General features: G+C 68.4%; 12 protein-coding genes. 5 read left to right on the forward strand and 7 right to left on the reverse strand.

Annotated features, from left to right (window positions below; translation table 11 throughout):
- The first annotated feature begins 4 nt into the window (after window positions 1-4).
- Window positions 5-457: a GNAT family N-acetyltransferase gene (locus tag ACFWPQ_RS33480; protein ID WP_384043051.1), complete on the forward strand. Its 453-nt coding sequence runs from the start codon at window positions 5-7 to the stop codon at window positions 455-457.
- An 80-nt stretch (window positions 458-537) separates the two neighbouring features.
- Here ACFWPQ_RS33480 and ACFWPQ_RS33485 read toward each other — a convergent pair whose 3' ends face one another.
- On the reverse strand, window positions 538-1,923 hold the full coding sequence (locus ACFWPQ_RS33485) for a serine hydrolase domain-containing protein (RefSeq protein ID WP_384043054.1): 1,386 nt from the start codon (window positions 1,921-1,923) through the stop codon (window positions 538-540).
- 83 nt (window positions 1,924-2,006) lie between these two features.
- Window positions 2,007-3,482: a replicative DNA helicase gene (dnaB, locus tag ACFWPQ_RS33490; protein ID WP_361285203.1), complete on the reverse strand. Its 1,476-nt coding sequence runs from the start codon at window positions 3,480-3,482 to the stop codon at window positions 2,007-2,009.
- A gap of 459 nt (window positions 3,483-3,941) precedes the next feature.
- Here dnaB and ACFWPQ_RS33495 point away from each other — a divergent pair, with 459 nt between their 5' ends.
- Window positions 3,942-5,279, forward strand: a complete 1,338-nt coding sequence (locus ACFWPQ_RS33495; protein ID WP_384043058.1) for an MATE family efflux transporter — start codon at window positions 3,942-3,944, stop codon at window positions 5,277-5,279.
- A gap of 172 nt (window positions 5,280-5,451) precedes the next feature.
- On the opposite strand, the gene rplI is transcribed toward ACFWPQ_RS33495, so the two are convergent.
- The 4 genes from rplI to rpsF all read right to left on the reverse strand — a co-directional run bounded on the left by rplI (window position 5,452) and on the right by rpsF (window position 7,160).
- Entirely contained in the window at window positions 5,452-5,898 is a 447-nt protein-coding gene (gene rplI / locus ACFWPQ_RS33500) for a 50S ribosomal protein L9 (RefSeq protein WP_046727591.1), read from the reverse strand.
- A gap of 18 nt (window positions 5,899-5,916) precedes the next feature.
- Window positions 5,917-6,153 (reverse strand): 30S ribosomal protein S18, encoded by a 237-nt coding sequence (gene rpsR / locus ACFWPQ_RS33505; protein ID WP_003949403.1) that lies wholly within the window; start codon window positions 6,151-6,153, stop codon window positions 5,917-5,919.
- Between the two features lie 48 nt (window positions 6,154-6,201).
- Window positions 6,202-6,792: a single-stranded DNA-binding protein gene (locus ACFWPQ_RS33510; RefSeq protein WP_384043061.1), complete on the reverse strand. Its 591-nt coding sequence runs from the start codon at window positions 6,790-6,792 to the stop codon at window positions 6,202-6,204.
- A 77-nt stretch (window positions 6,793-6,869) separates the two neighbouring features.
- A complete protein-coding gene (gene rpsF / locus ACFWPQ_RS33515; RefSeq protein ID WP_261703747.1) occupies window positions 6,870-7,160 on the reverse strand; it encodes a 30S ribosomal protein S6 in 291 nt (96 codons plus the stop codon).
- 261 nt (window positions 7,161-7,421) lie between these two features.
- On the opposite strand from rpsF, the gene ACFWPQ_RS33520 reads away from it, so the two are divergent.
- The 3 genes from ACFWPQ_RS33520 (at window position 7,422) to ACFWPQ_RS33530 (ending at window position 10,124) form a co-directional block, all read left to right on the forward strand.
- The gene (locus tag ACFWPQ_RS33520) at window positions 7,422-7,724 is read left to right on the forward strand and encodes a hypothetical protein (RefSeq protein ID WP_384043063.1); all 303 of its coding nucleotides are present in this window, start codon (window positions 7,422-7,424) and stop codon (window positions 7,722-7,724) included.
- Between the two features lie 162 nt (window positions 7,725-7,886).
- Window positions 7,887-9,008 carry a peptidoglycan bridge formation glycyltransferase FemX gene (gene femX, locus ACFWPQ_RS33525; protein WP_361285217.1) on the forward strand — a complete coding sequence of 374 codons (1,122 nt, stop codon included), beginning with the start codon at window positions 7,887-7,889 and terminating at the stop codon, window positions 9,006-9,008.
- 84 nt (window positions 9,009-9,092) lie between these two features.
- Entirely contained in the window at window positions 9,093-10,124 is a 1,032-nt protein-coding gene (locus tag ACFWPQ_RS33530; protein ID WP_089100475.1) for an alanine racemase, read from the forward strand.
- Between the two features lie 79 nt (window positions 10,125-10,203).
- Here the strand turns inward: ACFWPQ_RS33530 and ACFWPQ_RS33535 are convergent, their stop codons facing one another.
- Window positions 10,204-11,703 carry a glycosyltransferase family 87 protein gene (locus ACFWPQ_RS33535; RefSeq protein ID WP_384043066.1) on the reverse strand — a complete coding sequence of 500 codons (1,500 nt, stop codon included), beginning with the start codon at window positions 11,701-11,703 and terminating at the stop codon, window positions 10,204-10,206.
- Window positions 11,704-11,733 lie beyond the last annotated feature (30 nt).

Raw genomic sequence — 11,733 nt, forward strand, 5'->3', positions numbered from 1 at the left:
GAGCATGGGAGACCTTGACATACGCACCGCGGTCGCCGACGACATCCCGGCCATCGTCGGCATGCTCGCCGATGACCCGCTGGGCGCCCAGCGGGAATCACCGGACGACCTGGCGCCCTATCTGAGCGCTCTGGAGCGACTCAGCGCCGATCCCAACCAGCAGCTGGTGGTCGCCGTCCGCGAAGGCCGCATCGTCGGCACACTCCAGCTCACGGTCATCCCCGGCTTGTCGAGGCGCGGCGCCACCCGGTCGATCATCGAAGGCGTGCGTATCCACGCCGACGAGCGCGGCAGCGGCCTGGGCACCCGGTTCATCGAGTGGGCGATCGACGAATCCCGCCGCCAGGGCTGCCAGTTGGTCCAACTGACGTCGGACACCTCACGGATCGACGCCCATCGCTTCTACGAGCGGCTCGGCTTCACCGCCTCGCACGTGGGCTTCAAGCTCGAAATCTGAACCTCAGCGGCTTGTGGCCGAACGGAGTAATCGCACAGGGGCGGTGTTTCACGTGAAACACCGCCCCGACTTCTCGCCCGCTAACCGATCCCCCGCCATCCCTCGGGGTCCACCCCGCCGGGGACGGGAGCCGTCTCGTCGTACGGCTGACGTGTGAACACGAACGATCCAAGGTCCAGGTGGCTCGCGGTGCCGTCCGGACGCCGTACGGGCCGCAGCAGTTCTCCGGCGTAGTAGCCCTCCAGGCCGGTCCAGGTGCCGTCACCGTTGGAGCGGAATCGGGCCCGGCGGCCGGCACCGGTCAGTGGTCCCAGCGAGACCAGCCCGTCGGCCGTCATGCGCAGCACGAAGGGATGTGTGCCCCAGTACCACTGGCCCGCCAACTCCAGGACAGAGGGATCGACTTGGGGCAGAGGACGCCATGGTTCGGGGATGCGTGGCTCGGCCTCCGCGACGATACGGACGAGGTCGGCGCCGGTGGCGGACAGCAGTGGGCCGGAGGTGCAGTTCGCCAGCACGACGGCCGCCACATCGTCGTCCACGCTGATGGTGAGGTTGGCCAGGAAGCCGGGCAGCGAGCCGGAGTGCCCGACGAGCAGCCTGCCGTCGCGGCGCTGGATCTGCAGGCCGAGGCCGTAGGTGGCGCCGTCCAGGACGTCGGCGGGCTCGGCGGGGGCCGCCGGGGTGCGCATCTCCCGTACCGACTCGGTACTCAGCACCCGGTCGTCCCCGGCCGCCAGGAACACGGCGAAGCGGGCCAGGTCGCCGGTGGTCGACCAGAGCTGCCCGGCCGGTGCCATCCGGCCGAGGTCCTCCAGCGGCTCCGGAAGCAGGGCGTCGGCCCAGGGATGCACCGCCCAGCCACCGGCGTGCGGCGCCTGCGGCTGAGCGCTCGTGCGGTCGAGGCCCAGAGGTTCGAGCACCTCCCGCCGCAGCACCTCCTCCCAGGGGGCACCACGGAGCTCCTCGACCAGTGCGCCGAGCAGGGTGTAGCCGGGGTTGGAGTAGTGGTGACGGCGGCCGACGGGATGCAGCAGGGGCTGCTCACCGAGGACATCGCTCAGCTCCGGCCGCAGTGAGCCCGGGGTGCGCTCCCACCAGGGAGCCGGCGACTCGGCCGCCAGACCACCGGTGTGCGCGAGGAGTTCGGCGATGGTCGCTTCCCCCGCCCCGGTGCCCGGCAGGTGTTTCTCCAACGGGTCACCGAGGTCGAGCAGCCCTTCGTCACGCAGCCGGAGCACCAGAACGGCCGTGAACGTCTTGGTGATCGAGCCGATCCGGTACTGCACGTTCTCGTCCGGTCCATGCCCGTCCACCGAGGTCCGCGCTCCGTGCCAGACGGTCCGCCCGCCTCGCACGACCGCCGCCACCAGCGACGGCGCCCGGCCTTCGGACTGGGCCACCGCGATCCGATGCAGGAGCGCCCGCCGGGTGGCGGAGAGCAGCTCTTCCTGGAATGTCGTCATGCGCTCAGTCCACCTGGTGAGTGGACCGGCGTCGAGTTCATTTCGGCGTTACGGGCCGGGTCAGCGCCGCCTCCCGGCGTGGATCAGGTCTGTGCCATGTCCACGAAGCGGGAGTAGTGGCCCTGGAAGGCCACCGTGATCGTCGCCGTCGGACCGTTTCGGTGCTTGCCGACGATGATGTCCGCCTCGCCCGCGCGCGGCGACTCCTTCTCGTAGGCGTCCTCACGGTGCAGCAGGATGACCATGTCGGCGTCCTGCTCGATGGAGCCGGACTCACGCAGGTCGGACACCATCGGCTTCTTGTCCGTGCGCTGCTCGGGACCACGGTTGAGCTGCGAGAGCGCGATCACGGGGACCTCCAGCTCCTTCGCCAGCAGCTTGAGGTTTCGCGACATGTCCGACACCTCCTGCTGGCGGCTCTCGGAACGCTTGCCGCCGGACTGCATCAGCTGGAGATAGTCGATGATCACGAGCTTGATGTCGTTGCGCTGCTTGAGCCGGCGGCACTTGGCGCGGATCTCCATCATCGACAGGTTCGGGGAGTCGTCGATGTAGAGCGGCGCGGCCGAGACGTCCGGCATCCGGCGGGCCAGCCGGGTCCAGTCCTCGTCGGTCATCGTGCCGGACCGCATGTGGTGCAGGGCGACCCGGGCCTCCGCGGACAGCAGACGCATCGCGATCTCGTTGCGGCCCATTTCGAGGGAGAAGATGACGCTGGGCAGGTTGTTCTTGATGGACGCGGCACGGGCGAAGTCCAGGGCGAGGGTGGACTTGCCCATGGCGGGACGGGCGGCGATGACGATCATCTGCCCCGGGTGCAGGCCGTTGGTGAGCGAGTCCAGGTCGGTGAAGCCGGTGGGGACGCCGGTCATCTCGCCGGTACGGGACCCGATCGCCTCGATCTCGTCGAGGGCGCCCTCCATGATGTCGCCGAGCGGCAGGTAGTCCTCGCTGGTCCGCTGCTCGGTGACGGCGTAGATCTCGGCCTGGGCGCTGTTGACGATCTCGTCGATGTCGCCGTCGGCCGCGTATCCCATCTGCGTGATCCGCGTACCCGCCTCGACCAGCCGGCGCAGCACCGCCCGCTCGTGGACGATCTCCGCGTAGTACTCGGCGTTCGCCGCCGTCGGCACCGTCTGGACGAGGGTGTGCAGATAGGAGGCGCCGCCGACCTTGTTGATCTCGCCGCGTTTGGTGAGCTCCGCGGCGATGGTGATGGGGTCGGCGGGCTCGCCCTTCGCGTAGACGTCGAGGATCGCCTGGTAGATCGTCTCGTGTGCGGGCTTGTAGAAGTCGTGGCCCTTGAGGATCTCGACGACGTCGGCGATGGCGTCCTTGGAGAGCAGCATGCCGCCGAGCACGGACTGCTCGGCGTCCAGGTCCTGCGGAGGAACCCGCTCGAAGGTGGCGCCCCCGCCCTCCCAGTCTCCGCTGTCCCGGCCCCGGTCGTGCCGGTCGTCCCGGCCGCGGCCGCCCTCGCTCCGTCGGCGGGAGGCGGGCAGACGATCACCGGGACCGGCGTCGGCCCACGGATCGTCCAAGGGCTCGGAAATGCTCACCGAGCCACCTCCTCCCGTCCGCACCGCGGACCTCGCCATGCCCTCTTTTTTACGGCACGGCACTGACAACTGGGACGCCCCATTCCGGTTCTGGACGCGTCGGTTTTGTGAGGTTTCCGAGGCCGTGACAAGGAGCGGGTGCCGGACCACGGTAGGCCCGCGGGCACCGTCAGCCAATCTGGTTATCCACAGGCCATGTGGACGACCGCCCGTATGCTGTGGAGAACCCCCCAAAACCTGTGCACGACGCGGTGGACAGCCCTGTGAACAAGCCCTCGATCCCTCTCCACAATAGGCCCTGACCTGCACCTTTCCCATCCACCGGCTGTGTAGAAGAAAAACTTTCCCGGTCGGATCAAGATCGCTTCGAACAGCGCGCGACAGTGCGGACCGCGCAACACCAGGTAAGGGTCACTCGTCAATTGCATCTCTTACCTGTGGACGATTAGATTAGCGCTCATGTCACTGGCTCCCCCGACCTCCGAGGCCACCCGGCGGCGGCACGACCGAGAGATCGTCGCACTGGCCGTCCCGGCCTTCGGCGCACTCGTCGCCGAGCCGCTTTTCGTCATGGCCGACAGCGCGATCGTCGGCCATCTCGGTACCGCACAGCTCGCCGGTCTCGGGATCGCCTCAGCCCTTCTCACCACCGCCGTCAGCGTCTTCGTCTTCCTCGCCTACGCCACCACGGCCGCTGTCGCCCGCCGGGTCGGCGCCGGGGACATCCAGGCGGCCGTCCGTCAAGGCATGGACGGCATCTGGCTGGCACTGCTGCTGGGAGCCGCCGTCATCGCCGTCGTCCTGCCTCTCGCCCCCGGCATCGTGGACGTCTTCGGCGCCTCGGCCACCGCGGCCCCCTACGCGACCACCTATCTGAGGATCTCCTCCCTCGGGATCCCGGCCATGCTGGTCGTGCTCGCCGCCACGGGCGTCCTGCGCGGCCTCCAGAACACCCGGACGCCGCTGTACGTCGCCGTCGCAGGATTCATCGCCAACGCCGGGCTCAATGCGGCGCTCGTCTACGGCGCCGGACTGGGGATCGCCGGATCCGCCTGGGGCACGGTCCTCGCCCAGTGCGGAATGGCAGCGGTCTATCTGACCGTCGTCGTACGCGGCGCACGCAGGCATGGTGCTTCGCTGCGACCCGACGCCGCCGGGATACGGGCCTCGGCTCAGGCCGGCGTACCCCTGCTCGTCCGGACGCTCTCACTGCGCGCCATCCTCATGATCGCCACCGCCGTGGCGGCCCGGCTGGGCGATGCCGACATCGCCGCCCACCAGATCGTGCTGTCCCTGTGGAGCCTGCTGGCCTTCGCCCTGGACGCGATAGCGATAGCCGGGCAGGCAGTCATCGGCCGCTATCTCGGAGCGGAAGACCCTGTCGGCGCCCGCGAAGCCTGCCGACGGATGGTTCAGTGGGGCATCGCCACCGGAGTGGTCCTGGGCTTGCTGGTGATCGCCAGTCGGCCGCTCTTTCTCCCCTTGTTCACCGGCGACTCCGCCGTGAAGAACACCGCACTGCCCGCGCTGCTCATCGTGGCGCTCTCCCAGCCGATCTCCGGCGTGGTCTTTGTACTCGACGGCGTACTGATGGGCGCAGGAGACGGGCCGTATCTCGCCGGGGCCATGGTCCTGACTCTTGCGGTCTTCACGCCGGTGGCACTGGTCGTCCCCGCCCACGGTGGCGGGCTCACAGCGCTCTGGGGAGCCATGACGCTGATGATGACCGTGCGGATGCTCACCCTGTGGCTGCGCGCTCGCTCCGGCCGGTGGATCGTGACCGGTGCAACGCGCTGACCGATGCGCCCTGCCGACGGTTTCGCCCTGCCGACGGTTTCACGTGAAACAGCGCGGGCTGTCACGTTTCACGTGAAACACCCACCGCGTCACATCGTCAACAGCCAAGCCAAAGGGGCTGCACCTTTACAGGTGCAGCCCCTTCCAGCTACTGCTCAAGCCGAGCGCAGCGTCAGGCCGCGACGACCTCGATGTTGACCTTGGCGGCAACCTCGGGGTGCAGACGCACGGACGTCTCGTGGGCGCCCAGGGTCTTGATCGCCGAAGCGACCTCGATGCGACGCTTGTCGACCTCGGGGCCACCGGCAGCCTTGATCGCCGAAGCGATGTCGGCCTGGGTGACGGAACCGAAGAGGCGACCGGCGTCGCCGGCACGGACGGCCAGACGGACCTTGACGCCCTCGAGCTGGGCCTTCACCTGGTTGGCCTGCTCGATGGTCTGGATCTCGTGGATCTTGCGAGCACGACGGATCTGCTCGACGTCCTTCTCGCCACCCTTGGTCCAGCGGATCGCGAACTTCCGCGGGATCAGGTAGTTGCGGGCGTAGCCGTCCTTGACGTCGACGACGTCGCCGGCGGCGCCGAGGCCAGAGACCTCGTGGGTGAGGATGATCTTCATTAGTCGGTCACCCTTCCCTTAGCGCGCGGTGGAGGTGTAGGGCAGCAGCGCCATCTCACGGCTGTTCTTGACGGCCGTGGCGACGTCACGCTGGTGCTGCGTGCAGTTGCCGGTCACGCGACGGGCACGGATCTTGCCGCGGTCGGAAATGAACTTCCGCAGCATGTTCGTGTCCTTGTAGTCCACGTACGTGACCTTGTCCTTGCAGAAAGCGCAGACCTTCTTCTTAGGCTTGCGCACAGGCGGCTTCGCCATGGTGTTTCTCCTGTGTGATCAAGAAGTGGGGATGCGAGCCCTTGGCCCCTAGAAGGGGGGCTCGTCCGAGTAGCCGCCACCGCCGCCGGAGCCGGAGCCGCCGCCCCAGCCGCCGCCGCCCTGGTTGTTGCCGCCACCGGCGGGAGCGCCGGAAGCCCAGGGGTCGTCGTTGGGGGCGCCGCCCTGGTTGCCGCCGCCGGAGCCACCGCCCCAGCTGCCGCCACCCTGGCCGCCACCGCCGCCGTAACCACCCTGGCCACCGCGGCCGCCGCCACCGGCGGTCTTGGTGACCTTGGCCGTGGCGCTCCGCAGGCTGGCGCCGACTTCCTCGACGTCCAGCTCGTAGACCGTGCGCTTGACACCCTCACGGTCCTCGTAGGACCGCTGCTTCAGCCGGCCCTGCACGATGACGCGCATGCCTCGCTGGAGCGACTCCGCGACGTTCTCCGCCGCCTGACGCCAGACCGAGCAGGTCAGGAACAGGCTCTCGCCGTCCTTCCACTCGTTCGTCTGACGGTCGAAGGTGCGGGGAGTGGACGCGACACGGAACTTCGCGACCGCCGCACCGGAGGGGGTGAAGCGCAGCTCGGGGTCATCGACAAGATTGCCGACGACCGTGATGACGGTCTCGCCTGCCATGGGGGAACCTCTCGGCGGGTTTGCTGCTGGCTGCTTGTGCTGCTACTCGAAATCCCGAGATCAGCTGAGCTGATAGCTCAGTGGGTCTCGGGGCGGAGGACCTTGGTCCGGAGGACCGACTCGTTCAGGTTCATCTGGCGGTCGAGCTCCTTGACGACCGCAGGCTCGGCCTGCAGGTCGATGACCGAGTAGATGCCCTCGGGCTTCTTCTTGATCTCGTACGAGAGACGACGACGGCCCCAGGTGTCGACCTTCTCGACCTTTCCGCTGCCCTCACGGACGACGGAGAGGAAGTTCTCGATCAGGGGGGCGACAGCGCGCTCCTCCAGATCGGGGTCGAGGATGACCATCACCTCGTAGTGACGCATGTGGAACCCACCTCCTTTGGACTCAGCGGCCACGGTCGTTCCGTGGCAGGAGGGTTGTGATGCGTGCGCAACGGTATCGGCCGCCACTGACATTCGGGGGCTCCCGCTGGGATCCCGCCAGGGTCTGGGCAGACACCGCTGCAGACGGTACAGACTACCCGCACACCCGCTTCCGGTTGAAATCCGGCCGCCGTGGCCCTCAATCTGTACACATCGGGTGTGTACGGCGCTACGATGCGCCACTTCCGCAGGAGGTGCCCTATGGCACAGGCATTGCGACCCAACACCGCCGGCTCCCTGTTCGCCACCGACGGCAAGACCCATCCGCTCCAGGACGCACTGATGGCAGTGACGCTGGTGCTCGGGCTGATCGCCTTCATCACGTCGTTCTTCCACAGCCTGCACCTGCTCAGCTCCTGGACCGGTCTGATCGGCCTCCTCACCGGTCTCTACGGGCAGTGGATCTCGATCACCACGCGCGAGCGCTTCGGTCTGATCCTGGGTCTCGGTGCCGCAGGCGTCGGCTTCTTCATCGGCATGGCGAACGGCGGCCTGTTCGGCTGAGTCCGGCACCCCCACAACACCGTGGAACGCCCCGGCCGGACAGGAGCCGGGGCGTAGGTGGCGTACGCCCAGTCAGGCCATGGGCAAGGCGCAGTAGGCTTCGGCGCGAGAGCCGGAGCCCCTGTACCCATGGGGACACACCAGCCCGAGGAGCGCCCCGACATGAGCCTGACCCTGCGGACCATCAGCCGCGAACAGCATCTGGCGTACATCCAGAGCCTGCCGGCTGCCAGCCACATGCAGGTCCCGGCCTGGGCCGATGTCAAGGCGGAATGGCGTTCGGAGAACCTCGGCTGGTTCGACGACCGCACCGGCGAGATGGTCGGTGCCGGCCTGGTGCTGTACCGCCAGCTGCCCAAGATCAAGCGCTACCTGGCCTACCTTCCCGAGGGCCCGGTCATCAACTGGTACGCGCCGAATCTCGACGAGTGGATCCAGCCGATGCTGGCCCACCTCAAGCAGCAGGGTGCGTTCTCGGTGAAGATGGGCCCGCCGGTGATCATCCGGCGCTGGGAGGCCAACTCCATCAAGCAGGGCATCCAGAACCCGGACGTGAAGCGGCTGCGCGACATCGAGCCCGACTTCATCGAGCCGCGCGCCTTCGAAGTGGCCGACAAGCTGCGCCGGATGGGCTGGCAGCAGGGCGAGGACGGCGGTGCCGGCTTCGGCGACGTGCAGCCCCGCTATGTCTTCCAGGTGCCGCTGGCCAACCGTTCCCTGGAAGAGGTCCACAAGAACTTCAACCAGCTGTGGCGCCGCAACATCAAGAAGGCCGAGAAGGCCGGCGTCGAGGTGGTCCAGGGCGGTTACCAGGACCTGGCGGAGTGGCAGCGGCTGTACGAGATCACGGCCGTGCGCGACCACTTCCGGCCGCGCCCGCTGTCGTACTTCCAGCGCATGTGGACGGCCCTCAACACCGAGGACCCCAACCGGATGCGGCTGTACTTCGCCCGGCACAACGGGGTGAACCTCTCCGCGGCGACCATGCTGATCGTCGGCGGCCACGTCTGGTACTCCTACGGCGCCTCCGACAACATCGGCCGCGAGGTGCGCCCCTCGAACGCCATGCAGTGGCGGATGCTGCGCGACGCCTACGCGCTCGGCGCCACCGCCTACGACCTGCGCGGCATCTCCGACTCGCTGGACGAGACGGACCACCTCTTCGGCCTGATCCAGTTCAAGGTGGGCACCGGCGGTGAGGCCGCCGAGTACCTCGGCGAGTGGGACTTCCCGCTGAACAAGCTGCTCCACAAGGCTCTCGACATCTACATGTCGCGCCGCTGAGGTCACGCTCCGTGCTTCTATAGCCCTGACACACCGCACTCCTCTGGCACACCCCAGCCACCCAGAAAGGTCCCAGGTCCGGCCATGGCGCTCACGCTCTACGTCGACACCGCGCGCTGGCGTGCGCACCACAAGCGCGTGCAGGAGCAGTTCCCGGGCCTGGTCCCGGTCTGCAAGGGCAACGGCTACGGCTTCGGGCACGAGCGGCTGGCGGAAGAGGCCACGCGACTCGGCTCGGACATCCTCGCCGTCGGCACGACGTACGAGGCCGCGCGCATCAAGGACTGGTTCGGCGGCGACCTGCTGGTGCTGACGCCGTACCGGCGCGGCGAGGAGCCGGTGCCGCTGCCCGACCGCGTCATCCGCTCGGTGTCGTCCATCGACGGCGTGTACGGCCTGGTGGGCGCCCGCGTGGTCATCGAGGTGATGTCCACGATGAAGCGGCACGGCATCAGCGAGCAGGACCTGCCGCAACTGCACTCGGCCATAGAGAACGTCCGGCTGGAGGGCTTCGCCATCCACCTGCCGCTGGACCGCACCGACGGCTCGGACGCCGTCGAGGAGGTCATCGGCTGGATGGACCGGCTGCGCGCGGCCCGGCTGCCGCTGCACACGATGTTCGTCAGCCACCTCAAGGCCGACGAACTCGCCCGGCTGCAGCAGCAGTTCCCGCAGACCCGGTTCCGGGCCCGGATCGGCACCCGGCTGTGGCTGGGGGACCATGACGCGACCGAGTACCGCGGGGCGGTCCTGGACGTCACCCGCGTCGCCAAAGGCGACCGGTTCGGCTACCGGCAGCAGAAGGCGGCCTCGGACGGCTTTCTGGTGGTCGTGGCGGGCGGTACGTCGCACGGGGTGGGCCTGGAGGCCCCGAAGGCCCTGCACGGCGTCATGCCGCGCGCCAAGGGCGTCGCACGGGCCGGCCTGGCCACGGTGAACCGGAACCTCGCTCCGTTCGTCTGGGGTGGCAAGCAGCGCTGGTTCGCGGAGCCGCCGCACATGCAGGTGTCGATTCTCTTCGTGCCCTCGGACGCCCCGGAGCCGAAGGTCGGTGAGGAGCTGGTGGCCCACCTGCGGCACACCACCACCCAGTTCGACCGTCTCGTGGACCGCTGACCGGCCGCAGGACAGTGAAAGGGGCCGCACACGGAGTCCGTGTGCGGCCCCTTTCACGTCCAGGACCTGGGCTGTTCGCTCAGAGCGAACCGTCCTCGGAGGATCGGCTTCCCCATTCCACCTGCGGCCCCTCGAAGTGGACGGCGTGGCGCGGGGGATGGGCTGCCGCGCCCAGTACGAAGACGTCCTCCGCACCGTCCAGCACCCCTCCCGAGGGATCGTCCTCCCCGGTGCGGCGCACCACGTCCCGCTCGGGCATCAGGATGTCGCGCACGACCATGGCGCACAGGTAGAGCGTGCCCAGCAGATGCACGGCGATGGCCCAGTGGTAGCCGTCGGTCGGCAGACCCTTGTGGGCGTCTCCGCTGGTCGTGTACGCGAGGTACATCCAGATCCCCAGGAAGTACGCCACCTCGCACGCCTGCCAGATCAGGAAGTCCCGCCACTTGGGCCGGGCGAGCACGGCCAGCGGCACCAGCCACAGCACGTACTGCGGGGAGTAGACCTTGTTGGTGAGGATGAAGGCCGCCACGACGAGGAAGGCCAGCTGGGCGAAGCGTGGCCGGCGCGGTGCGGTGAGGGTCAGGACAGCGATGCCCAGGAAGCAGAGCAGCACCAGGACCGTGGCCGCGGTGTTCACGAAGTCGGTGCTGGGCGGGGTGGTCGTGTTCTGCGCCCAGATCAGCCAGAAGGAACCGAAGTCGACGCCCCGCTCCTGGCTGAACGTGTAGAACTTCGACCAGCCGTCGAAGGCGAAGATCATCACCGGCAGGTTCACGACGAGCCAGGCGGCCACTGCACCGCCCGTGGCGATGAAGAACTCCCGCCACTTGCCCGCACGCCAGCACAGCAGGAACAGCGGCCCCAGCAGGAACACGGGATACAGCTTGGCGGCCGTGGCAAGCCCCAGGAGGACGCCGAACGCAAGGGGACGGCTCCGGGACCACATGAGCATCGCCGCGGCCGTCAGAGCGACCGCCAGGAGGTCCCAGTTGATGGTGGCGGTCAGGGCGAAGGCGGGCGCCAGGGCGACCAGCAGGCCGTCCCAGGGACGCCGGCGGTGCGTGCGGACCACGCACACCGCGATGACGGCGGCGCACAGCATCAGCATCCCGGCATTGACGAACCAGTACACCTGCTCCTGGAGCATGATGCTGCCGCTGCCCGGCGTGAGCCACGCGGCCACCTCCATGAACACACCGGTCAGCACCGGGTATTCGAGGTAGTCCATGTCGCCCGGGAGCTTGTCGAAGTACGGCACCAGACCGTCGGCGAAACCGCGCCCCTGGTAGAGGTGCGGAATGTCCGAGTAGCAGGCGTGGGTGTACTGGGAGCTCGCGCCGAAGAACCAGCCACTGTCGTAGCAGGGCACCTTCTGGACCATGCCGAGGGCGAACATCCCGACCGCCACGATGACGACCACCCGCAGAGGCGTCCACCAGGACGCCCCGAGCAGGGCACGCCGCCCGATGGGGCCACCGATCAGCTCACTCCCGGCGGCGGCGACCTCGTCTTCCCTGGTCGGCCGCACCGGCTCCGGCTCGCGCACGCCCGCGGGCGTCGTCTCTGCACTGGGCATGGGGCACATCCTGCCGTACCTCTCTAGGAA

The organism is Streptomyces sp. NPDC058464 (assembly GCF_042721035.1).
GTDB lineage: Bacteria > Actinomycetota > Actinomycetes > Streptomycetales > Streptomycetaceae > Streptomyces.

Coding starts and splice junctions, on each gene's coding strand:
- rpsR (WP_003949403.1), bottom strand. CDS start 6,153: ATGGCGAAGCCGCCTGTGCGCAAGCCTAAGAAGAAGGTCTGCGCTTTC.
- femX (WP_361285217.1), top strand. CDS start 7,887: ATGAGCCTGACCCTGCGGACCATCAGCCGCGAACAGCATCTGGCGTAC.
- ACFWPQ_RS33530 (WP_089100475.1), top strand. CDS start 9,093: ATGGCGCTCACGCTCTACGTCGACACCGCGCGCTGGCGTGCGCACCAC.
- ACFWPQ_RS33485 (WP_384043054.1), bottom strand. CDS start 1,923: ATGACGACATTCCAGGAAGAGCTGCTCTCCGCCACCCGGCGGGCGCTC.
- ACFWPQ_RS33495 (WP_384043058.1), top strand. CDS start 3,942: ATGTCACTGGCTCCCCCGACCTCCGAGGCCACCCGGCGGCGGCACGAC.
- rplI (WP_046727591.1), bottom strand. CDS start 5,898: ATGAAGATCATCCTCACCCACGAGGTCTCTGGCCTCGGCGCCGCCGGC.
- ACFWPQ_RS33510 (WP_384043061.1), bottom strand. CDS start 6,792: ATGGCAGGCGAGACCGTCATCACGGTCGTCGGCAATCTTGTCGATGAC.
- ACFWPQ_RS33535 (WP_384043066.1), bottom strand. CDS start 11,703: ATGCCCAGTGCAGAGACGACGCCCGCGGGCGTGCGCGAGCCGGAGCCG.
- ACFWPQ_RS33480 (WP_384043051.1), top strand. CDS start 5: ATGGGAGACCTTGACATACGCACCGCGGTCGCCGACGACATCCCGGCC.
- ACFWPQ_RS33520 (WP_384043063.1), top strand. CDS start 7,422: ATGGCACAGGCATTGCGACCCAACACCGCCGGCTCCCTGTTCGCCACC.
- rpsF (WP_261703747.1), bottom strand. CDS start 7,160: ATGCGTCACTACGAGGTGATGGTCATCCTCGACCCCGATCTGGAGGAG.